Below are 22,362 nucleotides of genomic sequence, written 5' to 3'. Positions count from 1 at the left end.
CATCGACCTCATGCCGGGGATTTCCGATGACCGCTCCCGTCTCACGACCCGACGATCCCGCCTTGCTGCGAATCGATGGCCCGATCGCGACCATCACGCTCAACCGGCCCGCCGCGTTCAATTCGATCAACCTGGCGATTGCACAAAAGCTCGAACAGCTCGCGGCCTACATTGAGGGCGCCGACGATATCAGGGTCGTGGTCCTCGAAGGTGAGGGCCGCGCCTTCTCGGCCGGCGGCGATCTGCAGACGATCGGCGCCGCCGCCGAAGCGGGCACGGTGACGCCTGTCGTCGGCGAGCTGTTGAAGCACTATCACGCCTTCATCGAGATCATCCGGCGCATGCCGAAGATCTCGCTGTCCAGCGTGCACGGCTCGGCGGCCGGCGCCGGCATGGGCCTCGCCTTCGTCACCGATCTCTGCATCGCTGCGGAGGATGCCAAATTCACGCCGGCCTACGCCAAGATCGGCGTGTCGCCGGATGGCGGTTCCACGGTCGGCATCGTCAACACGGTCGGCCCGCGCCGCGCGCTCCAGATTTTCCTCGCCGAGGACACTTTTACCGCGCAGCAGGCCCATGAATGGGGCCTGGTTGCGAAGGTCGTTCCTGCCGCCGAGCTAAAGGCGGCAACGCGAACCCTCGCCGAGCGTCTCGCGCAGAACCCGATCGCCGCGATTGCCGGCACCAAATCGCTGGTCTACCAGGCCGCCACGACGCCGGTGAAGCAGCAGCTCGACGCCGAGGAGCACAAGATCATCATGGCGATGAACACGGAGGAGTTTCGCGCTGCCGTGAAGAAATTCACGAGCAAGAGCAAGTAGCTCTCACTGCGGACAGATGTACCCCGTCCCCGCCGGCGACTTGAAGCAGCCGACCGACTCGGGGAGCACTTGCCGCGGCAGCCACAGCACCACGCTCGGGAAGTAGATCGCGAACGCGATCGTCCCGAGGAAGACCAGATAGATCGGCAACGCGGCGCGTAGCGCCTTTGCGAAACTGACGCCGACGAATTTCGACGCCATCAGCAGCACCAGGCCGTAAGGCGGCGTGATCAGGCCGAAGGCGAGCGTGGCGATCAGCACCACGCCCATATGCACGGCGTTGATGTCGCCGGCTTCCGTCAGCGTGTTGACCAGCGGCATGAAGATGATGATGGTCGGCACCGGCTCGATGAAATCGCCGACGATCGTGAACAGCAGCACCATCAACAGCATGATCAGATGCGGATCGTTGCCGGCGAGCGACGTGATGACTTCGGCGATGTAGCTTGCACCGCGCAAGTAGGCGAGCATCCAGCCGAACGCATTGGCGGCGCCGATCGTGATCAGCGGTAGCGAGAAGATCAGGCCCGCGAGGCAGAAATCGTATGGGATCTTGCTGATGTGCCCGCGGTTGAGCGCGGGGATCACGACCACGACAATCCAGACCACGGCAACGACGCCGGCTTCCGTCGGCGTGAACCAGCCGGTCAGGATGCCCCCCAACAGGATCACCGGGATCATCAGCGGTAGCGCCGCATCGCCCGCCGCGAACACCACCTGCCGCAGCGGGGCGCGCGGCTTGCGCAGGCCGGACGGGCCGAAGAAGTAACAATAGATCATCAGTCCGAAGCCGATCATCAGGCCCGGCACGACGCCTGCCATGAACAGGCCGGCGATCGAGACGTTGCCCACGGCGCCATAGACCACTGCGGTGATGCTCGGCGGCACCAGCGCCGCAATCGTCGAGGCGGATGCGATGATCGCCGCGATGAAGGCGGGCTCGTAGCCCTCGCGCTTCATCGGGCCGCCCAGCGCGCGGCTCATCACGGCGACGTCGGCCGTGGTCGAGCCCGACATTTCCGAGAAGAACATGCTGAAGACGACCACGACCTGCGACAGGCCGCCTCTGATATGCCCCACCAGCGACACCGAGAGGTTGGCTATTCGAACCACCACATTGGCCGAGCTCATGAGCTCGCCGACCAGCAGGAAAAAGGGGATTGCCAGCAGCGCCTCGGAATCGACGCCGTCAAACACCTTCTGGATGATCGCGGCGAGCGAGACGTCCGACAGCAGCGCGCCGATGAAGACGCCGGCCATCAGCGAGAACGGCACGGGCACGCCGAGATAGCCGAAGGACAGGAAGCAGACCGTCATCAACGCCAGAACGATGGGTGCGCTCACGGCTGCGCCCTCATCTGTGCGTCGGTGATGACGGGTGTCCCGCCGTCCTCCTCGGGCGGCTCGGGATGGTCAAAGCCGTTGCGCAGGCCATTGACGAGCTGCTCGATGGTGAACAGGCCGATCAGCACGCCCGACAGCGGAATGATCGCGTAGAGCGAGGCGATCGGCGTGCCCGACGGCAGGCGAAAACTGCCGAAGCCGCGAAGATAGTTCTGATAGCCGTACACGATCAGGCAGAAGGCGACGCCGAGCACCACGATGCGGATGATGATTTCGACGATCAGACGCGGCGTGCCGTGCATCGCCTCGGAGATCGCGGTGAGATAGAGATGGTCGTTGCGCCGGGTCGCAGCCGCGGTGCCGACGAAGATGGCGTAGATGAACAGCGTCGACGTGACTTCCTGAAGCCACAGCCAGGGATGGCCGATGGTGCGGGTGACGATGTCGGCGGTCACCGACAGCGAGAAGCCGAAGCAGAGCACGCCGCAGAGGATCATCAGCGCGAGCTCGAGCCAGTCGAGCCCGCGCCATTTGAGGTGGCGTTGGCGCTGAACGAGCAGTTTGTCGGCGATGGCCATTAATGTCGTCCCTGCCTAGTGCGCTACTGCGCACGGGGGCCGGGACCCATAGCCCCAGCTGCGTGTGGCCAAAGCAAGCTGGTGGCTACCCTGCCCCAAGCTCCGCCGCGGCGTATCGGTCCCGGCCTTCGCCGGAACGACTCGTGGAGGCACGGACATTTCCGCGGGCGGCCTAGTTGATCGACCGGATCAAATCCTTGATCTTTTCGGCGTGCGGGCCGAGCTCCTTGGCGAGCTTGTCGAGATAGGGATCGGCGACCGCCGTGAAGCTCTTCTTGTCGACGTTGTCGACGATCTTCACGCCCATCTTCTTCAGCTTCTCTGCGGCGGTGCGTTCGAGGTCGAAGGCCTTCTGCGGCTCCTTGGAGCTGACCTCGTTCCCCGCTGCCTGCACCCAGCCTTTCTGCTCGGCCGACAGGCTCTGCCAGAGCTTGTCGGAGATGAACACCAGCGCGTTGTTGGCCTCGTGCTCGGTGATGTTCAGGACCGGGGCGACCTCGTAGTGCTTGTTGACGAGGTAGACGTTGATGCTGTTCTCGGCGACGTCGACCACGCCGGTCTGCAGGCTCGTGTAGACGCTGCCGAACGGCATGTGCACGGTCTGGGCGCCGTAGGCGGGGAACATGGTGTCCTCGGTCGCGGTCGCCTGCACCCGGATTTTCAGGCCCTTGATGTCGCCGACATTGTGGATCTCCTTCTTGGAGTACATGTGGCGCACGCCCTGCGAGCCGGTCGCGATCACATGCAGGCCCTGCGTGGTCTCGTCGATCATGGTCTTGAGCGCCGCGAACACTTTTGGATCGGCCAGGCCCTTGACCACGTGGTTCTCGTCGCGGAAGAGAAAGTGCAACGACATCACGCCCGCTTGCGGCGAGATCGTCGCGGTGTTCGCCGAGGAGATGATCGCAAATTCGACGTCGCCCGCTTTCACGAGCTGAAGCACCTGCGGCTCCTGCCCGAGCTGCGCGCCCGGATATTGATCGATGATCATGGTGCCTTTGCTCAATTCCTTGAGCTTTTCGGCAAAGAGGTCGCCCGCGATGGAATAGCCGGTGTTGCGCGGCTGATCGTAGGCAAAGCGATAATGCTTCACCTCCTGTGCCGATGCGCCCGTAACGAACAGAACAGCGGCCGTTGCCGCCAGCCCAAGCATGGATCGTGCAATCATCGTTTCCCCCTGTTTTATGCCCGCCGCTTGTGCGGTCTGAGCGCTCGTTCGAGTGGTTGATCAGCCTTTGCCAGTCCTCTGCATAAAATCGAAGTCACAGCCCTCGTCGGCTTGCATAATGGTCTCATTGAACAGCCAGGCGTAGCCGCGCCGCGCCTCCTCCGGCGCAGCCGCCGGCTTCAATGCGGCACGGCGGCGCTCCAGCTCGGCGGCATCGACCAGCAGCTCGATGCTGCGTTTCGCAACATCCAGCTGGATCATGTCGCCGTTCTTCACCAGCGCCAGCGGCCCGCCGACAGCGGATTCCGGCGTGATGTGCAGCACGATGGTTCCGAACGCGGTGCCACTCATGCGCGCGTCGGAAATGCGCACCATGTCCTTGGTACCGCCACGCGCGAGCTTCTTCGGGATCGGCAGATAGCCCGCCTCGGGCATGCCGGGCGCGCCCTTGGGGCCGGCGTTGCGCAGCACCAGCACGTCATCGGCGGTGACGTCGAGATCGGGATCGTCAACCCGCAGCGTCATATCCTCGACGGATTCGAACACCACGGCACGTCCGGTGTGCTGCAACAGCTTTGGGCTTGCAGCCGACTGCTTGATCACCGCGCCGCGCGGGGCGAGATTACCGTGCAGGACGGCGAGGCCGCCTTCCTTCTTGATCGGATTGTCGCGCGCGCGGATCACGTCCTGGCCGGGTACGTGTTCCGCGTTGGCGGCGACATCGCGCAGGCTCTCGCCCGTGATCGTCTTCGCATCGAGATCGATGAGGTCGCCGAGCTGCGCCAGCAGTTTCGGCACGCCACCGGCGTGATGGAAATGCTCCATGTAATGCTCGCCCGACGGCTTGAGATCGATCAGCACCGGCACCTCGCGGCCGATCTGGTCGAACACCCCGAGATCGAGCCGGTGCGGCGAGCGATGCGCCATCGCGGTCAAATGAATCAGGCCGTTGGTCGAGCCGCCGATCGCCTGGAGCACGACCTGGGCGTTCTTGAAAGATGCAGGCGTCAGCACCTCGCTCGGCTTCGGGCCCTTGGTCTTGGCCATCTCGGCGGCCACCCTGCCGCTCGCCTCGGCGAGCCGAAAGCGCTCCGCATGCGGCGCGGGAATCGTCGCGCTCATCGGCAGCGACAGGCCCATGGCTTCGATCATGCAGGCCATGGTGGAGGCGGTGCCCATCACCATGCAGGTGCCGACCGACGGCGCGAGCCGGCCGTTGACCGCCTCGATCTCGACATCGTCCATTTCGCCGGCGCGATACTTGCCCCAGAGACGGCGGCAATCGGTGCAGGCGCCCAGCACCTCGCCCTTGTGATGACCAACCACCATGGGGCCCACGGGAATGACCACCGTCGGCAGGTCGGCGCTGATTGCGGCCATCACCTGCGCAGGAAGAGTCTTGTCGCAGCCGCCGATGACGATCACTGAATCCATCGGCTGGGCCCGGATCATCTCCTCGGTGTCCATCGCCATCAGATTGCGCAGATACATCGAGGTCGGATGCGCAAAGCTCTCCGCGATCGAGATGGTCGGGAACACGAACGGCATCGCGCCCGACAGCATCACGCCGCGCTTGGCGGCCTCGATGATCTGCGGGACGTTGCCGTGGCAGGGATTGTAATCGCTGTAGGTATTGGTGATGCCGACGATCGGACGCTCCAGCGCGTCGTCGGAATAGCCCATGGCCTTGATGAACGCCTTGCGCAGGAACAGCGAGAAGCCGGCATCGCCATAGCTCGTCAGCCCTTTGCGCAACCCACTCGTCATCATGCCACTCCCATCACCAGGCCATTGTCGTACAGCCTACTCCCTGATTGTCAATAAGGCAGGCGCCAAACCTGTCGTTTTCCGGATTGGCGTACTGGTAGACGACCAGATTATTGACAATCCGAGCCTTCCCTGCTCCACAGGACGGACCGGCCAGGCGCCGGGGGGCCAAGGGCATGTCCGACACTCACACCGCAGACAGCATGACGGTCCGGCGCGACGATCCGGACGACATCGTCGCGCGGCTTGAAGAGGACATCATCTTCGGCCGACTCGCTCCCGGCGCGCGCCTCACGGAAGACGCGCTGATGTCGGCTTACGGCACCTCGCGGCACTTCGTGCGCCAGGCGCTGGTGGATGCGGAACGCCGCGGCATCGTCCGCCGCGAAAAGAATGTCGGCGCCACCGTGCGGTTCTATTCGGCTGAAGAGGTCCGGCAGATCTACGAGGTCCGGGAGATGCTGACGCGGCAGGCGGCGCTGATGATCCCCCTGCCCGCGCAGCAAGGCCTGATCGACGAGCTCTCAGCATTGCAACGGCAATATTGCGCGCGAGCGGATTTGCAGGACCTGCGCGGCATCCATGAAGCCAACGACGCCTTCCACCTCGCGCTGTTCTCGGCCTGCGGCAATCCATATCTGGTGCGCTCGCTGCAGAACTATATGAACCTGACGCTGCCGATGCGTGCCAAGAACCTCGCCGACAGCGACGGGCTGGCACAGTCGCGGCGCCAGCACGAGTTGATGATCGAGCTGTTGAAGGGCCGCGACAGTTGGGCGCTGGCCCAGCTCTGTGTGGATCACATGCAGTTCAGCAAGAAGGATTACCTGGCGCGGATTGCGGGTGGCGAGGTCGAACGTCGGGACGCGCCGAACAAGTGAAAGACGTCCACTTACAGCGCTGAGATTCGTTCGGACAAAGCCGCGATTTCGGCTTGCGCCTCGCGTTCCGAACCCGATCTTGCACCTTTGGCCGAGACGGTTTCAACTGTATGTTGGTAACAAACAGCTGGCGCACTGGTTGAGTTGCTCATGCCCATGATCGACCGTACGGCGGCGCAGAGCTGCGAGAATATTGATGGTTGACCTGCCTAGCGCGCAGCCGCCGGAGAGAGGCCCGCCGGTCCAGGCGCTCTTGCACAGCAGCGATTGGACCAAGTCACCGCTCGGCCCACCGCAGGGGTGGTCACCGACGCTTCGGTCAGTCGTGAGTCTGGCGCTGGACTCGAAGTTTCCGATGTTCGTGGCTTGGGGCCCGGAACTCGGTTTCATTTACAACGACGCCTACGCTGAGATCCTCGCCGACAAGCATCCGGCTGCTTTCGGCGCTCGCTTCCATGACATTTGGGCGGAGATCTGGGACGATATCTGGCCTCTGATCCAAAAAGCCATGGCTGGCGAGGCAACTTGGCAAGAGAACCTGCCGCTCATCATGAACCGGCGCGGCTACGATGAGCAGACCTGGTTTACCTTCTCCTATTCGGCGGTTCGCGAGCCCACGGGCGAAGTGATGGGCATGTTCTGCGCCGTCGCGGAGACCACCGGCCAGGTGCTTGCAGAAGCGGCGCTGCGCGAAAGCGAAGCCAGGGCCGCGGCGATCACGAACTCCATCGACCAGATGATCTGGTCAACGCGACCTGATGGGTTCCACGACTTCTATAATCAGCGTTGGTACGAGTTCACCGGCGTACCGCAAGGTTCCACAGACGGCGAAGCTTGGAACGGAATGTTCCACCCCGAAGATCGAGAGGCCGCATGGTCCGCTTGGCGTCACTCCCTGGAAACCGGCGAACCGTATCAGATCGAGTATCGTCTCCGTCATCGATCCGGGCAGTACCGATGGGTGCTTGGACGTGCGCAGCCAGTGCGCGACGCAGATGGCGTGATCTTGCGATGGTACGGGACCTGTACAGACATTGAGGACATGGTCGCCGCTCGGGAGATCCTGGCCCGATCGCGCGAACAGCTCGAACGCCTTGTTCAGGAGCGCACGGAGGAGCGCAATCAGCTCTGGAGTGGTACCAACCTCTTGGTCGCGGTGGTTGCTTTCGACTCGACCATACGAGAGGTCAATCCGGCCTGGCCAGCGCTGCTCGGCTGGTCTCAAGCTGAGATCGTGGGACGACCCTATACTCAGTTCATCCACCCGGACGACATCGAAGGATCGCGCCTCTGGGCCGACGAACTCGCGGCTAACGATGAATCCGGCGAATTCGAGAACCGTTACCTTTGCAAAGACGGAGCCTATCGTTGGATCGCCTGGTCGGTCACCGCTAGCAAGGGAGCTTTTCACTGCATCGGTCGTGACATCCATCGTCAGAAAGAGCAGGCCGAAGCACTGAGAGCCGCCGAAGAGGCCCTCCGCCAAGCGCAAAAAATGGAAGCCGTCGGGCATCTCACGGGCGGCATCGCGCACGACTTCAATAACATGTTGTCGATCGTGATGGGCTCACTCGATCTTCTGAAGCGCCGAATGGTCGAGATCGACCCCCGCGCCAAGCGCTATCTCGAAGCTGCCATGGACGGAGCGCGCCGCGCTGCCTTGCTTACGCAGCGCCTCCTTGCGTTCTCCAGGCAACAGCCGTTGAAGCCGCAACCGATCGATATCAACAAGCTCGTCTCCGGGATGTCCGGGTTCATACGCGGCTCACTCGGCAGTGATGTAAGGTTAGAGACTGCGCTGGATTCAGACGTCTGGCGCATCTCAGCCGACGCAAACCAACTTGAAAATGTCCTCCTGAACCTTGCCGTGAATGCCCGCGACGCAATGCCGGAGGGCGGCCGGCTCACCATCGAAACTCACAACGCTGATTTGGACGACCGCTATCTGGCAAGCGAACCAGGCGTCCTGGCAGGGCAATATGTATTAATCGCGGTGACGGACACCGGCTCCGGCATGCCTGCGGACGTAATGGCCAAAGCCTTCGACCCCTTCTTCACCACCAAAGCTGTCGGCAAAGGCACCGGCCTAGGTCTCAGCCAGGTATACGGCTTCGTCAAACAGTCGGGCGGCCACGTCAAGATCTACTCGGAACCCGGCGAAGGGACAACATTCAAGGTCTACCTGCCGAGGCTCGTGGATGCGACCGAGCCCGTTTTCACGGAAAAAGCAGCCGCGTTCCTGCGTACCGACGACAATCACGAGCTTATCCTGGTGGTCGAGGACGAGCCGGCAGTGCGCCAGTATAGTGTCGATGCATTGATTGAACTGGGCTACCGCGTGATGGAGGCAGAAAGCGCAGAAGCGGCGCTGCAGCTTTTGGACGAAACCCCGGACGTCAGCCTACTATTCACAGACATCGTCATGCCGGACATCAACGGGGCGAAGCTCTCTGAAGAAGCGCTTCGACGCCGAGCGGATCTGAAGGTTCTTTTCACGACGGGCTATACGCCCAACGCGATGCTCCAAAATCGTGTGGCAAGACCCGGCGTGGCCGTGCTCAGCAAGCCTTTCACCGTCGAGGAACTCGCAGTGAAGGTGCGAGAGGTGCTGGACGACTAGCCAGCGAGAGCGCACCGGTTCTGCGCAATGAGCTACGTTGCGCCCTGCCGTCATACCCAGATCAAGTTGTCGCTCCCACCAGCCCACTCTCGCGCCGATTCCCGTCAGGCCGCGGCAGGCCAGAACGCGCGTTCAATACCGCCTCAGCAGGCCGCGCTCCACGCTGGTATCGCCATAACCAGCGCAGGCGCCTTTCGGATCTCTGACCAGGTCCGTCCGGACACGCCTGAACGTTTTGGCGGCTGCGTCGGACACCTCGATGCGGAATTTACCGGGATCGGAGGTCTCGCCATCGCGGGCCTTGATGGCCGCCGCATAGGCGTCGATCATCGCCATCGCGGCATCCGTGCTGCCGAGAAGTCGGGCGCCGAGCTGGACACTGCCGGTACCATTGACCTCGTAGCCGACGCATCGTTGTTCGAGCACCGCGGACGCGGTGACGAGCTGGTCGAGAAACGTCGTCTCGGCGTCGCTGAGCATCGCGGATCGCGCCGGGCCCGACATGATCAGCGCGAGCAGTACGACGGCTGGCAATTTGATTTTCATTGTCCTGACTCGCGCTGCCGCAATCGAACCGTAATCGCGGCGCCGGTTGCCGAAAATGCGATCGCACAGATCGAGAACCAAATACCAAAGGCATGGTTGACCTGGATCAATGGGCAGGGCGGCCAAGCCAAAGCTCGGCCCTTGCATGCGCTCGCTCTCAGTGACCCGAGGCACGGCGTCGAGATTGGCATCAAAACCTTTTGTCAACCCATCGAAATAGTGCTCCATCGGAAATAGATAGGACCGGCGCCTAGCGGCGAATCACACGTTCTTCCCGTATTCCTTCCCGACCGAAATGGCATGACCGAACAAACCCTGACCGAGCCGATCGCCGAGCAGCAAGCGCCATCCCGCGGCTTCTCGCGCTACCAGGCGATCCTCGTCGGGCTGCTGGCGCTGGTCCAATTCACGATCATCATTGATTTCATGATCATGTCGCCGCTCGGCGCCATCATGATGCCGGCGCTCGATATTTCGGCCGCCCAGTTCGGGGTGGCGGTCTCGGCCTATGCGTTCAGCGCGGGAATTTCCGGCATCCTGGCGGCCGGCTTCGCCGACCGGTTCGATCGCAAGCGGCTGCTGTTGTTCTTCTACGCCGGCTTCACCCTCGGCACGGCGCTGTGCGCGATCGCGCCCAACTATCATCTGTTGCTGCTGGGGCGGATCGTGACCGGCCTGTTCGGCGGCGTGATCGGCTCGGTCGTGCTCGCCATCGTCACCGATCTGTTCACGCTGCAATTGCGCGGCCGCGTCATGGGTTTCGTGCAAACCGCCTTCGCCGCGAGCCAGGTGCTGGGCATCCCGGCCGGGCTTTTCCTCGCCAACCAGTGGAACTGGCACATCGCGTTCGGCGCGCTGGTCGGCCTGTCGGTGATCGGCATGGCCGCCGTGATGTTCCTGATGAAGCCGGTGAACGGCCATCTCGGGCTGAAGCAGGATCGAAACCCGTTCCGGCATCTGATCGCAACGGTCTCGCAACCGCGTTATTGGATGGCGTTTTCGGTGACGACCCTGCTGGCGACCGGCGGCTACATGCTGATGCCGTTCGGCAGCGCCTACACCGTGCACAATCTCGGCATCGACATCGTGCATCTGCCGACGATCTATCTCGTCTCCGGCCTGTTCAGCATTGTCATCGGCCCGCTGGTGGGACGCGCGAGCGATGCCTTCGGCAAATACCCGACCTTCGTCTTCGGCAGCGCGATGTCTATCGTCATGGTGCTGATCTACACCCATCTCGGCGTGGTGAGCCTGACGGTCGCGATCCTGGTCAACGTCCTGATGTTCGTCGGCATCTTCTCCCGCATGATTCCGTCGCAGGCGCTGATTTCCGCAATCCCCGAGCCGGCGCAACGCGGCTCCTTCAGCGCGGTCGGCGCGTCGCTGCAACAGCTCTCCGGCGGCCTCGGCTCCGTGCTCGCCGCCGCGCTGATCGCGCAGGACCCCGACGGTACGCTGCGGCATTTCGACCGGCTGGGATACGTCGTCGTGACGACGGCCGTGATTTCCCTGATCCTGATGTACTTCGTACAGAGGCCCATCGCGGCCCAGGCCGGCAAGCGCGTTGTCTAGGGCGTCGATTCCGACGCCCTGGATTTGCTAATGCGCCTTACCGCTTATTCCAGTCGATGATGCGACTTGTGTCGCCGTCGAACTCGTTGCTGCAGAACGCGCCGCCCTGGTAGTGATCGCCGACCGGATCGGGCTTCAGCTTGGCTTGCTCGGCCATCGCATGCGCTACGTGGTCCTCGGAGCGCCCCGTGGGGCGGTAGCCGAACTCGTAGGCGCGGTGGTTGTCCCACCACGCGCGCTCGTTCAGGGACACGCCGTAGAAGATCTCGAAATGAATATCGGGATGCTCGAGCCCGATCTGGCAGAGCTGCACCAAATCTTCCGGCTTCAGCCAGATCGAGATGCGGCGAAGGTCCAGCGGCACGTCGCCGAAATTGCCAATGCGAAGGCAAGTCACCTTCAGGCCATGCTTGTCGGCATAGAGCGCGCCGACCGCTTCGCCGAACACCTTGCTGACCCCATAGCGGCCGTCGGGACGCGGGGTCACGTCGGTGCCGATCTTGTGGTGGCGCGGATAGAATCCGACGGCATGGTTCGAGGAGGCGAACACCACGCGCTTGACGCCCTTGCGATACGCGGCCTCGAACAGATTGTAGCCGCCGATGATGTTGGCCTGGAGGATGTCGTTCCAAGGACCTTCGACCGAATAGCCGCCGAAATGGATGATGCCGTCGACGCCCTCGCAGATCGCCTCGCACTGCGCCAGGTCAGAGAGGTCCGCCGCCTTGAATTGCTCGTTCTGGCCGAGATCGGCCGGCGGGCGGATGTCGCTGAGCAGCAGGTCCGGATAGATCGGCGGCAACAGTTTTCGCAGGCGCGTTCCAATCCCGCCTGAAGCTCCCGTCATCAAGATGCGCATGTCATTCCTCGTCTTTGGCGACCGATTTGCCGTCAGGTGTCTCTAATGATAGCTGGATTGTCCAGAGGGAACGAAACGAGAGAACCGAGATGAATGAGGCATCGTCCCACACTCAAGGCTGGCGGCCGGCGACCTATTATCCAGATCCCGCGATAAAAGCACTCGATCCCCGCTTCGAAAAATACTGGCTGAAGCTCTCGGCGGTGGAGCGGCTGACGACCGGCCTGCGCTGGGCCGAGGGTCCGGTGTGGTTCGGCGACGGGCGCTATCTTTTGTGCAGCGATATTCCGAACCAGCGCATCCTCAAATGGGAGGGGGAGACCGGCGCCGTCAGCGTGTTCCGCAAGCCCTCCAATTTCGCCAACGGCAACACCAGGGATCGCCAGGGCCGGCTCGTCACCTGCGAGCATGGTGGGCGGCGCGTCACCCGCACCGAATATGACGGCAGCATCACCGTGCTGATTGACTCGTTCGGCGGCAAGAAGCTCAACTCGCCGAACGACGTCGTGGTGAAGTCCGACGGCGCGGTCTGGTTCACCGATCCCACCTTCGGCCTGCTCGGCAATTACGAGGGCTACAAGGCCGAGCCCGAGCTCGAGCCGAACGTCTACCGGCTCGATCCCACGACCGGCAAGGCGACCATCGTTGCCGAAGGCGTGCTCGGCCCCAACGGGTTGTGCTTCTCGCCGGACGAGAAAATCCTCTACGTCGTGGAATCACGCGGCGTGCCGAACCGCAAGATTCTCGCCTATGACGTCTCGCCTGATGGCACCACGATCTCCAACAAGCGCGTCTTCATCGACGCGGGTCCGGGCACGCCTGACGGCATGCGCTGCGACATCGACGGCAATCTCTGGTGCGGCTGGGGCATGGGCGATCCCGAGCTCGACGGCGTCGTGGTGTTCGCGCCCGACGGCGTCATGATCGGCCGCATCGCCCTGCCCGAACGTTGCGCCAATCTCTGCTTCGGCGGCATCAAGCGCAACCGCCTGTTCATGGCGGCAAGCCAGTCGATCTACGCGTTGTATGTGAACACGCAGGGCGCGGTGGGGGGATAAGGCTTCGCCCGATTCCGCGACGGCCCTTAGCCCGGATGGAGCGAAGCGCAATCCGGGACAGTCCCCGCATTCCGCTTCGCTCCAGGCGGGCTACACCAAACAAAAACGCCGGAGCGGTTTCCCGCTCCGGCGTCATCTTCACCCAGGCGCTAAAGCCTACGCCGCGTTGAAGCCGGCGACGGCCTTCACTTCGAGGAAGTCCTCGAGGCCGTACTTGCCCCATTCGCGGCCGTTGCCGGACTGCTTGTAGCCGCCGAACGGCGCGGAGCGATCGTTGGGCACGCCCTGCAGATTGACGTTGCCGGCGCGGATCTGACGGCCGACGCGCTTGGCGTCTTCGACGGAAGCACCCGTGACGTAGCCGGCAAGCCCATAGGGCGTGTCGTTGGCGATGTGCACCGCCTCGGCTTCGTCCTTGGCGCCGATGATGGTCAGCACCGGTCCGAAGATCTCTTCGCGAGCGATCGTCATGTCGGGGGTGACGTCGGCGAAGATGGTCGGACGGACATAGAAGCCCTTGTTGACGCCCTCGGGCAGGCCCGGGCCGCCGGAGACGAGCGTTGCGCCCTCGTCGATGCCCTTCTTGATCAGGCCCTGGATCTTGTCCCACTGGCCGCGGTTGACGACGGGGCCGATGGTGGTGCCTTCGGCGCGCGGATCGCCCGCCTTGGTCTTGTCGGCGACAGCCTTCGCGATCGCGGCGACTTCCTTCATCTTCGAGGCCGGCACGATCATGCGCGAGGGCGCGTTGCAGGACTGGCCGGAGTTGTTGAACATGTGCATCACGCCGCCGGTCACCGCCTTCGTGAGGTCGGCGCCTTCGAGGATGACGTTCGGCGACTTGCCACCGAGCTCCTGGCTGACGCGCTTCACGGTCGGCGCCGCGCGCTTGGCCACGTCGATGCCGGCGCGGGTCGAGCCGGTGAACGAGATCATGTCGATGTCGGGGTGCTCGCTCATGGCGGCGCCGACCTCGGGACCGAGACCGTTGACGAGGTTGAACACGCCCTTCGGCACGCCGGCTTCATGAAGGATTTGCGCGAAGATCAGCGCCGAGGTCGGGGTGAACTCCGACGGCTTCAGGATCATGGTGCAGCCGGCGGCGAGCGCGGGCGCGACCTTGCAGGCGATCTGGTTGAGCGGCCAGTTCCAGGGCGTGATCATGCCGACCACGCCGACCGGCTCGCGCAGCACCATGGCGGTGCCGACCGGTTCCTCGAAATGATAGTTCTTGAGCACGTCGAGCGTGGTCATGAGGTGGCCAAGGCCGGCGCCGGCCTGGAGTTTTTCGGCCATCGGCAGAGGCGCGCCCATCTCGTCGGAGACGGCGGCTCCGATCTCCTTGAGACGGCCCTTGTAGATCTCGATGACTTTGGTGAGCAGCGCGACGCGCTCGTCACGGCTGGTCTGGGAGAACGTCACGAACGCGCGCTTGGCGGCAGCAACGGCTTTGTCAACGTCGGCCTTGGAGCCCAGCGCAACCTCGTACATCGCCTCTTCCGTCGCCGGATTGACCACGGCGGTGGACTTCTTGACGGCGGGATCGACCCAGGCGCCGTCGATGTAGAACTGCATGCGATTGACCATAGTGAACCTCTTCTTGGGGGCTTGGGGGGCGTTTCGGCAGGCATCCTTGCACGAAAGCGCCGGCAATTGAACCCGCCATGTGCGGGGCCAGCATTGCGGCGGACGGAGGTTATATGAGCCGATGGCGGAGGGGTGGCAAGGCCGTCATGGACGTCGTCCTGGCGAAGGCCAGGACCCATTACCACAAACGTCGGTTGGCTTGCTCAGACGTCTACGACCTGCGGCCACAACAATCGCTGCGGCGTATGGGCCCCGGCCCCCCGTGCGCAATTGCGCACTAGGCCGGGGCGACGAATTACACCGCCATCTTCCGATGCAGCACCGGCGCGCCGGTGGTGAGGCTTTCGGCCGCATCGATGATGGCGTTGGCGTCGATGCCGTGGTGGCGGTAGAGGTCGGCGATGGTGCCGGTCTGGCCGAACTGCTCGACGCCCAGCGCCTCGACGCGGTGGCCACGGACGCTGCCGAGCCAGCCCAGCGCCGCCGGATGGCCGTCGATCACGGTCACGATGCCGCAGTCGCGCGGCAGCGGCGCGAGCAGTTTTTCGATGTGGCTGAGATGCTGCACGCCACGCCGATCACGGCGTAATGTCCGTGCGGCGGTCCACCCCGCATGCAGACGATCCGCGGACGTGATCGCGAGCAGGCCGATGTCGCGCCGGCTCTCGCCGATGAAGCCGGTCGCCTCGATCGCTTCCGGCGCAACGGCGCCGGTATAGGCGATGACGAGTTCGGCATTGGGGCCCGGCTTGCGCAGCCAATAGGCGCCGTCGGTGATGCCCTGTGCAAGCTCGGGTGTCATGATCCGCTGCGCCTGCTCGATGCTGCGCGTCGACAGCCGCAAATAGACCGAGCCGCCCTCGCCCGGATCGCGCTGCATGTGGTTGAAACCCCACCCCATAATCACGGCGAGTTCGTCGACGAAGGCCGGCTCGAACGAGGCGAGGCCGTCCTGCGCCATGCCGATCAAAGGCGTTGCGATCGACTGGTGCGCGCCGCCTTCGGGCGCCAGCGTGATGCCCGACGGCGTTGCCGCCACCATGAAACGGGCATCCTGATAGCAGGCATAATTCAGCGCATCGAGACCGCGCTCGATGAAAGGATCATAGAGCGTGCCGACCGGCAGCAACCGCTCGCCGTTGATCTGGTGCGACAGGCCGAGCGCTGAGAGCATGATAAACAGGTTCATCTCGGCGATGCCGAGCTCGAGATGCTGGCCCTTGGGCGAGAAATCCCAGTTGAAGGTGGACGGAATTTTCTCGCTGCGGAATAAGTCCGCCTTCTCGCCGCGCGCAAACAGGCCGCGCCGGTTCACCCACGGGCCGAGATTGGTCGAGACGGTGACGTCGGGCGATGTCGTCACGATCCGCTGTGCGAGCTCGCTGTCGCCGCGCGCGATCTCGTTCAGCACCAGCCCAAAACCCTGCTGGGTCGACATCTGCGGCGCCGGCTTGAAGGCGAGCTGCGACGGCACCTCGATCACAGGCGCGGTGAGCCGGCGGCCGTCCCGGTTGAACGGCACGCGCGCGAGGAAGGCGTCCAGCTCGGCGGGACTTTGGGCGAGACCCTCGTATCTGTCCCATTCGTGTCCCGGCCGGATGTTCTGGCTGTCGCGATATTTCTCCATCTGCGCGACCGTCATCAGGCCGGCGTGATTGTCCTTGTGGCCCTGGAACGGCAGGCCGACGCCCTTGATGGTGTAGGCGATGAAGCAGACCGGGCGATCGTGATCGATGGATTCGAAGGCGTCCAGCATGCTCGCCATGTCGTGGCCGCCGAGGTTCGACATCAGCGCCAGCAATTCGTCGTCGCTGCGCTTGTCGATCAGCTTGGTGATGGGGCCCTGATCGCCGATCTCGTCGTGGAGATGCTTGCGGAACGCCGCGCCGCCCTGGAAACACAAGGCGGCGTAGAGTGCGTTCGGGCAATTGTCGATCCAGCGCTTCAGTGCCTCGCCGCCAGCTTCCGCAAAGGCCTCGCGCATCAGCCGGCCGTATTTCACGATCACCACGTCCCAGCCGAAATTGCGGAACACGGTCTCGAACTTCTCCCAGAGACCTTCGCGGACAACGGCGTCCAGCGACTGCCTGTTGTAGTCGACCACCCACCAGGTGTTGCGCAGCCCGTGCTTCCAGCCTTCCGCCAGCGCCTCGAAGATGTTGCCCTCGTCCATCTCGGCGTCGCCGACCAGCGCGATCATCCGCCCCTCGCGGCGATCCTTCATCCAGCCATGCGCCTTGACATAGTCCTGCACCAGCGAGGCGAACAGCGTCTGCGCGACGCCGAGTCCGACCGAGCCGGTGGAGAAATCGACGTCGTCGACGTCCTTGGTGCGCGAGGGATAGGACTGCGCACCCTTGAAGCCACGAAAATTCTCCAGCTTCTCGCGGCTCTGCCGGCCGAACAGATACTGGATGGCGTGGAACACCGGGCTCGCATGCGGCTTCACCGCAACGCGATCTTCGGGTTTCAGCACGTGGAAATACAGCGCCGACATGATGGTGGCGAGCGAGGCCGACGAGGCCTGATGTCCGCCAACTTTGAGGCCGTCCGCATTCGGGCGGATGTGGTTGGCGTGATGGATGGTCCATGACGACAGCCACAGCGCCTTGCGGGCGAGCGCAGTCAATGTGTCGAGGCGGTCGGTATCAACGGGCATGGCAATGCTCCCGGAAAACAGGTACCCGATGATACCCCTGCGGAAAGCGCCAAACTTCTCAATTTTTCGCGCAATACCAGCCAATATTGAGATAGTTTACCAATCGATCGGTAAAAGCGACAGGTTCATCCCAATGCCCGCCCTCGACGCCATCGACCGAAAAATCCTCGCTCTGCTCCAGAACGACAGCCGGCTGACCATGCAGGAGCTGGCCGACAGGGTCGGGCTGTCAGTGTCGCCCTGCCACCGCCGGGTCAAGCTGCTGGAGGAGCGCGGCGTCATCTCGCGCTACATCGCGACCGTGGACCAGAAGGCGCTGGGGCTGCATGTCAGCGTCTTCATCTCGATCAAGCTGGCGCGGCAGAAGGAGGAGGATCTCAACCGCTTCGCGCGGGCGATCTCGAAATGGGACGAGGTGCTGGAGTGCTATCTGATGACCGGCAACCGCGACTACCTCCTGCGCGTGGTCGCAGCCGACCTCGCCTCCTACGAGACCTTCCTGAAGACCAAGCTGACCCGACTCGACGGCATCGCCTCGATCGAATCGAGCTTCGCACTGAGCCAGGTGAAGTATTCGATCGCGCTGCCGGTGTAAGGCATCACCGCCACGGCTGCACGATGATCTTGGTGTGGACTTCAGGGTTGGCGAGATCGGCAAACGCTTTCGCGACGCCGTCGATGCCGACTTCCGCAGTTACCATCGCCGCCGCATCGACCTGCCCTTCCGCGATCAGGCGCAGTGAGGCTGCGAATTCGTCCGGCGTATAGCCGAGCACGTACTGGACGTTGAGCTCCTTCATGATGCCGAGCATGGGCTCGCTCCTGTCGGTCTCCATGCAGACGCCGACCACGACGATCCTGGCATCGCGCGGCGCGCCTTCGAACACCTGCTGCAACAGGCCGGGCACGCCGACGCATTCGAAGATGATCGCGGGCTTCAGCGCGGGCAGCATCGCCTGCAACGGCGGGCGCGCCGCCTTTTCCGCATCCGACATCTGCGCATGCTCGGCCCAGGTCGCATAGGGCTGCGACACCCTTGGATCCACGACGATATCGGCGCCGAGTTTTGCCGCAAGCGCGCGCCGCGCCGGCGAATAGTCAGCGGCGACGATCGGATGCAGGCCCTTGAGCTTCAGCGCCGCAATCACCGCCAGCCCGACCGGTCCGCAGCCGATCACGAGCGGCACCTCGCCGCCACGGATGTTGGCCTTGGCGACTGCGTGAACGCCGACCGCGAGCGGTTCGGTGAGCGCGGCATGCTCCGGCGCCAGACCGTTGGGCACCTCGAGCAGCAGCGCTTCGCTCAGCAGCATCGCCTCGGCATAGCCGCCAATATTATCATTGGAATAGCCAATGCCCTCGATGCCCTGCGGCGTCACGAGGGCCGGCAGCGAGCAGACGCGCGTGCCCGGCTTGAGCTTGCGCACAGTGTCCGGCCCGAAGTCGACGATCTCGCAGCAGAACTCATGGCCGAACACGACGTCGCGGGCGAGATCCATCGGCTTGCGGCCGCTCTTTCGCGCCATCTCCACCATGCGATGGGCGTGCTGGCGCGCGTGCAGGTCGGAGCCGCAGATGCCGCAGGCGAGCGTCTTGACCAGCACCTGGCCGGGGCCGGGCTTTGGCTCCGCCATCCGGTCGACGACAATCTCACCGTTCCTGAAAATCGCAGCGCGCATTCGGCTCCTCCCGGCTTGTTGGAGCCATTGATAGCACGAAGCGGACGCGTGAACTTGCGTCAGGGGTTCGGGGACCGCTCTTCCATGATCAGGAGCTGGGCGCGGCGGATGCGCTCGCGATGGGCGATGTAGAGGCCGCTGGCGACGATGAAGGCCGCACCGGTGACGGTCCAGACATCAGGCACTTCGCCGAACAGGAAGAAGCCCAAAATGCTGACCCAGAGCAACTGCGTGTAGGAGAACGGCGCCAGCACCGAGGCATCGCCGTAGCGATAGGCCAGGACGATGATCCACTGGCCGACGGTGGAGGCGACGCCGATCACGATGCCAAGCCCGATCGCGGTCCAGGTTGGCGTGACCCAGACGAACGGTACCATCAGAGAGAGGATCGCAACGCCCGTCAGCGCCGAATAGGCCATCGTGGTGAGGACGGCTTCACGCCCGCTCATCATGCGCGTCAGGATCAGCGCCGCGGCCCAGCAGAATGCCGAGACGATCGGGAAGAACGCGGCGGCGTGAAACGCGCTGGAGCCCGGGCGCAGGATGATCAGCACGCCGGTCAGGCCGATCGCGGTCGCGATCCAGCGGCGCATGCCGACCTTCTCGCTCAGGAAGACGATAGAGAGCGCGGTGACGAACAGCGGCGAGACGAAGCCGGTCGCGGACGCTTCCGCGATCGGCAGGAAGCTCAGGCCGGTGATGAAGAACAGCGAAGAGCCAAGCAATGCCGCGCCGCGCATCAGCTGCAGGCCGAGGCGCTCGGTGCGCATGGCATGAAGCGGCGAGCCCGGCAGCATCACCGGCGTGAACATCAGCGCAAACGTCACGAAGCGGATCCAGGTGATCTCGATCGACGGCAGGCTCGACGACAAATATTTCGCGGTGACATCGGAGCAACCGAGAAAGATGGTCGACAGCAGCACCAGCGCGATGCCCTTGAAGGGATGATCGACGCGCGCGGGCGCGCGGCGCGCCTGCGGCTTCTTTTCCGGCATAGGCATGGGAATACTGTCGAGCCTTGCGGCTGCGGCGGGCGGCGGGGTCACGGCTGGAACCTAGGAATGCGAATCGGGAATGATCGTAAAAAACGATAATTGCGCCGCTTTCACAACTTCCGAAAACAGGATGCCGATATGCGCTCACGTCCGCGCGCGTCAAGACTCCATTAAGAATAGGCGTTTGTGCACTACAGCATGGGCAGGCCGCGCGGCTTCGGACCGCGCGGAAACGCCGCATCGAGGGCCGCAATCTCGTCTTTGGTCAGCACGAGATCGCCGGCTGCGGCATTTTCGCCGGCATGTTCCGCGGACGATGCCTTCGGGATCGCGAACACCGTAGTCGCACGGGTGAGGAAGCTCAGCGCGACCTGGCGCGGCGTCGCGCGACGCGCCTCCGCGATGCGCGCCAGCACCGCGCCGCCCTTGCTGCTGCTTGCAGGGAAATCATCGTGGCCGAATGGCGAATAGGCGACCACGGCGACACCATGCTGTTTGCACCACGGGATCACCGCGTGCTCGATCGCGCGTTCCTTCAGATGATAGAGCACCTGATTGCAGGCGATGCGGTCTTCGCCGGCGGCGTCGAGCATCTCGTCGAGATCATCGGCATCGAAATTGGAAACGCCCCATGATTTGATCTTGCCGGCCTTCACCAGGTCCTCGAATGCGGCCACGGTGTCCTCCAGCGGATACGAACCGCGCCAGTGCAGCAGATAGCAATCGAGCCGATCGGTCTTCAGCCGCTTCAGCGAGCGCTCACAGGCGGTGACGGTTCCGCGGCGCGAGGCGTTGCTCGGCAGTACCTTCGACACGAGGAACACCTCGTCGCGTCGGCCCGCGATCGCATCGGCAATGACGAGCTCGGCATCGCCGTACATCTCGGCGGTGTCGATGTGTGTCATGCCGAGATCGAGCCCGCGCTGAAGCGCCGCGATCGCGCGCTTGCGATCGCCATGGTCGAGATACCAGGTGCCCTGCCCGATGACGGCGACGTTGGCGCCGGTTTTACCGAAAGGTTTCGTGTTCATAATTGCTCCGATACCGCTCGTTCGCTCAGGCAACCGCCATCGAGCTCAAGAGTTCAATACGCCGATGTCAGCGACCAATACGCTACCGGTGGCAGACTCCGTGATGTAGAGCCGATCTTTGTTCGCGCCACCGATCGCGACATTGGTGCAGTTCGGCCCGGCACACGATTTCACCCGCGCGATCAATTCGCCGTTGGGCGCGAACACGAAGACATGGCCGAGCGAGGCGTGACCCACGAACAGCCGGCCCTTGGCATCCATGGTCAAGCCATCGGGGCCACTGGTACCGAACAGCGAGCAGAAGCGGCCGACCTTCGACACGCTGCCGTCCTTCATGAACGGCAGCCGCCACACCGCGTTGTCGCGCGTCATCGCGACGAACAGCACGGTCTCGGTTGGATCGAGCACCAGACCATTCGGACTGATGCCGGTATCGATCAGGCAATCCAGCCGGCCGCCTGGCGTCAGGCGATAGACGCGGCCGCTCGGGTCATGCAGGCCGGTCTGACCCTGGTCGGTGAAATAGATGTCGCCGTTGGAAGCGAGATGCAAATCGTTGCAGCCCCGGAAGGACTCCGAGTTGCGCGAGGTCAGCACCGGCGCCATCCGCCCTGCCTTGGCGTCGAACTCCATGATGCCGTGCCTGTAGTCGGCGATCAGGATGCGGCCGTCGCCCGCAATCTTCAGCCCGTTCGGCCAGCCCTCATATTCAATCGCCAGCGACCATTCACCGTCGGGCGCGATGCGGAAGATGCGCCCGAAGGGAATGTCGACGATGTAGAGATTACCGTCCTTGTCGAACGACGGCCCTTCGACGAAGGAGTCCGTCGGCACGCCCGGCCGGTTGGCATCGGCCCAATCCGTCCGCTCGCCCTTGCGGCGGAATTTGTCGGGCATGGCGGAGAAGAGCCTGGTCTCGATCAGGCGCGGCGGCGTTTCCAGGTACATCATTGTTTTTTTTATCGTTGTTGATGGGAGAGCGCGGCACCATAGGGCACAATGGGGCGTGCGTCGATTGGGGCCGAGGCATAGCCCCGCCCTCGCTGTCATTCCCCGCGAATACGCCATGGCCTCTCCACTTGATCACAGGCATCTCGGCGTACTGGATCGCCCGGTCAAGTGTTTAGACCGGAGACATAGCTGACGCTTGTTCGGACACATCACTGACAGGTTGGCCATTGGTCAAGTCGATTGATG

18 protein-coding genes are annotated in these 22,362 nt (G+C 63.5%); 6 read left to right on the top strand and 12 right to left on the bottom strand.

From position 1 onward, the window contains the following. The first annotated feature begins 26 nt into the window (after positions 1 to 26). Positions 27 to 821, top strand: coding sequence for an enoyl-CoA hydratase/isomerase family protein (locus AC0L3U_RS08400; protein WP_473361389.1), 795 nt, complete (start codon positions 27 to 29; stop codon positions 819 to 821). A gap of 3 nt (positions 822 to 824) precedes the next feature. On the opposite strand, the gene AC0L3U_RS08395 is transcribed toward AC0L3U_RS08400, so the two are convergent. The 4 genes from AC0L3U_RS08395 to AC0L3U_RS08380 all read right to left on the bottom strand — a co-directional run bounded on the left by AC0L3U_RS08395 (position 825) and on the right by AC0L3U_RS08380 (position 5,678). Continuing rightward, entirely contained in the window at positions 825 to 2,165 is a 1,341-nt protein-coding gene (locus AC0L3U_RS08395; protein ID WP_473361388.1) for a TRAP transporter large permease, read from the bottom strand. Then, a complete protein-coding gene (locus AC0L3U_RS08390) occupies positions 2,162 to 2,743 on the bottom strand; it encodes a TRAP transporter small permease (RefSeq protein WP_473361387.1) in 582 nt (193 codons plus the stop codon). The genes AC0L3U_RS08395 and AC0L3U_RS08390 overlap by 4 nt, the downstream gene beginning before the upstream one ends. 172 nt (positions 2,744 to 2,915) lie before the next feature. Continuing rightward, the gene (locus tag AC0L3U_RS08385) at positions 2,916 to 3,911 is read right to left on the bottom strand and encodes a TRAP transporter substrate-binding protein (RefSeq protein WP_473361386.1); all 996 of its coding nucleotides are present in this window, start codon (positions 3,909 to 3,911) and stop codon (positions 2,916 to 2,918) included. A 60-nt stretch (positions 3,912 to 3,971) separates the two neighbouring features. Continuing rightward, positions 3,972 to 5,678 carry an IlvD/Edd family dehydratase gene (locus AC0L3U_RS08380; RefSeq protein ID WP_473361385.1) on the bottom strand — a complete coding sequence of 569 codons (1,707 nt, stop codon included), beginning with the start codon at positions 5,676 to 5,678 and terminating at the stop codon, positions 3,972 to 3,974. A 176-nt stretch (positions 5,679 to 5,854) separates the two neighbouring features. Here AC0L3U_RS08380 and AC0L3U_RS08375 point away from each other — a divergent pair, with 176 nt between their 5' ends. Together AC0L3U_RS08375 and AC0L3U_RS08370 are read left to right on the top strand one after the other, a co-directional pair. Further along, positions 5,855 to 6,559: a GntR family transcriptional regulator gene (locus AC0L3U_RS08375; protein ID WP_473361384.1), complete on the top strand. Its 705-nt coding sequence runs from the start codon at positions 5,855 to 5,857 to the stop codon at positions 6,557 to 6,559. A 196-nt stretch (positions 6,560 to 6,755) separates the two neighbouring features. Further along, positions 6,756 to 9,179 carry a PAS domain-containing protein gene (locus tag AC0L3U_RS08370; RefSeq protein ID WP_473361383.1) on the top strand — a complete coding sequence of 808 codons (2,424 nt, stop codon included), beginning with the start codon at positions 6,756 to 6,758 and terminating at the stop codon, positions 9,177 to 9,179. A gap of 132 nt (positions 9,180 to 9,311) precedes the next feature. Here AC0L3U_RS08370 and AC0L3U_RS08365 read toward each other — a convergent pair whose 3' ends face one another. Then, positions 9,312 to 9,725, bottom strand: coding sequence for a hypothetical protein (locus tag AC0L3U_RS08365; protein WP_473289056.1), 414 nt, complete (start codon positions 9,723 to 9,725; stop codon positions 9,312 to 9,314). 300 nt (positions 9,726 to 10,025) lie between these two features. On the opposite strand from AC0L3U_RS08365, the gene AC0L3U_RS08360 reads away from it, so the two are divergent. Next, a complete protein-coding gene (locus AC0L3U_RS08360) occupies positions 10,026 to 11,297 on the top strand; it encodes an MFS transporter (RefSeq protein ID WP_473361382.1) in 1,272 nt (423 codons plus the stop codon). A 37-nt stretch (positions 11,298 to 11,334) separates the two neighbouring features. Here the strand turns inward: AC0L3U_RS08360 and AC0L3U_RS08355 are convergent, their stop codons facing one another. Further along, positions 11,335 to 12,156 (bottom strand): NAD-dependent epimerase/dehydratase family protein, encoded by an 822-nt coding sequence (locus AC0L3U_RS08355; protein ID WP_473361381.1) that lies wholly within the window; start codon positions 12,154 to 12,156, stop codon positions 11,335 to 11,337. Positions 12,157 to 12,245: 89 nt separating this feature from the next. Here AC0L3U_RS08355 and AC0L3U_RS08350 point away from each other — a divergent pair, with 89 nt between their 5' ends. Next, positions 12,246 to 13,214 (top strand): SMP-30/gluconolactonase/LRE family protein, encoded by a 969-nt coding sequence (locus AC0L3U_RS08350; protein ID WP_473361380.1) that lies wholly within the window; start codon positions 12,246 to 12,248, stop codon positions 13,212 to 13,214. Positions 13,215 to 13,370: 156 nt separating this feature from the next. Here the strand turns inward: AC0L3U_RS08350 and AC0L3U_RS08345 are convergent, their stop codons facing one another. Then, complete coding sequence (locus AC0L3U_RS08345) at positions 13,371 to 14,801, bottom strand: aldehyde dehydrogenase family protein (RefSeq protein WP_473361379.1); 1,431 nt, start codon at positions 14,799 to 14,801, stop codon at positions 13,371 to 13,373. 295 nt (positions 14,802 to 15,096) lie between these two features. Further along, positions 15,097 to 17,460: a transketolase gene (locus tag AC0L3U_RS08340; RefSeq protein ID WP_473361378.1), complete on the bottom strand. Its 2,364-nt coding sequence runs from the start codon at positions 17,458 to 17,460 to the stop codon at positions 15,097 to 15,099. Positions 17,461 to 17,593: 133 nt separating this feature from the next. Here AC0L3U_RS08340 and AC0L3U_RS08335 point away from each other — a divergent pair, with 133 nt between their 5' ends. Beyond that, entirely contained in the window at positions 17,594 to 18,055 is a 462-nt protein-coding gene (locus AC0L3U_RS08335) for an Lrp/AsnC family transcriptional regulator (RefSeq protein ID WP_473361377.1), read from the top strand. A gap of 4 nt (positions 18,056 to 18,059) precedes the next feature. Here AC0L3U_RS08335 and AC0L3U_RS08330 read toward each other — a convergent pair whose 3' ends face one another. The 4 genes from AC0L3U_RS08330 to AC0L3U_RS08315 form a co-directional block, all read right to left on the bottom strand. After that, the gene (locus tag AC0L3U_RS08330) at positions 18,060 to 19,139 is read right to left on the bottom strand and encodes a zinc-binding dehydrogenase (RefSeq protein ID WP_473361376.1); all 1,080 of its coding nucleotides are present in this window, start codon (positions 19,137 to 19,139) and stop codon (positions 18,060 to 18,062) included. A gap of 59 nt (positions 19,140 to 19,198) precedes the next feature. Then, positions 19,199 to 20,140 carry a DMT family transporter gene (locus AC0L3U_RS08325; RefSeq protein WP_473361596.1) on the bottom strand — a complete coding sequence of 314 codons (942 nt, stop codon included), beginning with the start codon at positions 20,138 to 20,140 and terminating at the stop codon, positions 19,199 to 19,201. A 185-nt stretch (positions 20,141 to 20,325) separates the two neighbouring features. Continuing rightward, a complete protein-coding gene (locus AC0L3U_RS08320) occupies positions 20,326 to 21,165 on the bottom strand; it encodes an aldo/keto reductase (protein WP_473361375.1) in 840 nt (279 codons plus the stop codon). A gap of 45 nt (positions 21,166 to 21,210) precedes the next feature. Next, complete coding sequence (locus tag AC0L3U_RS08315; protein WP_473361595.1) at positions 21,211 to 22,113, bottom strand: SMP-30/gluconolactonase/LRE family protein; 903 nt, start codon at positions 22,111 to 22,113, stop codon at positions 21,211 to 21,213. Between the last annotated feature and the right edge of the window lie 249 nt (positions 22,114 to 22,362).

The sequence above is a fragment of the Bradyrhizobium sp. Kon69 genome (assembly GCF_055807515.1).
This window is presented reverse-complemented; position numbering and strand designations above follow the sequence as displayed.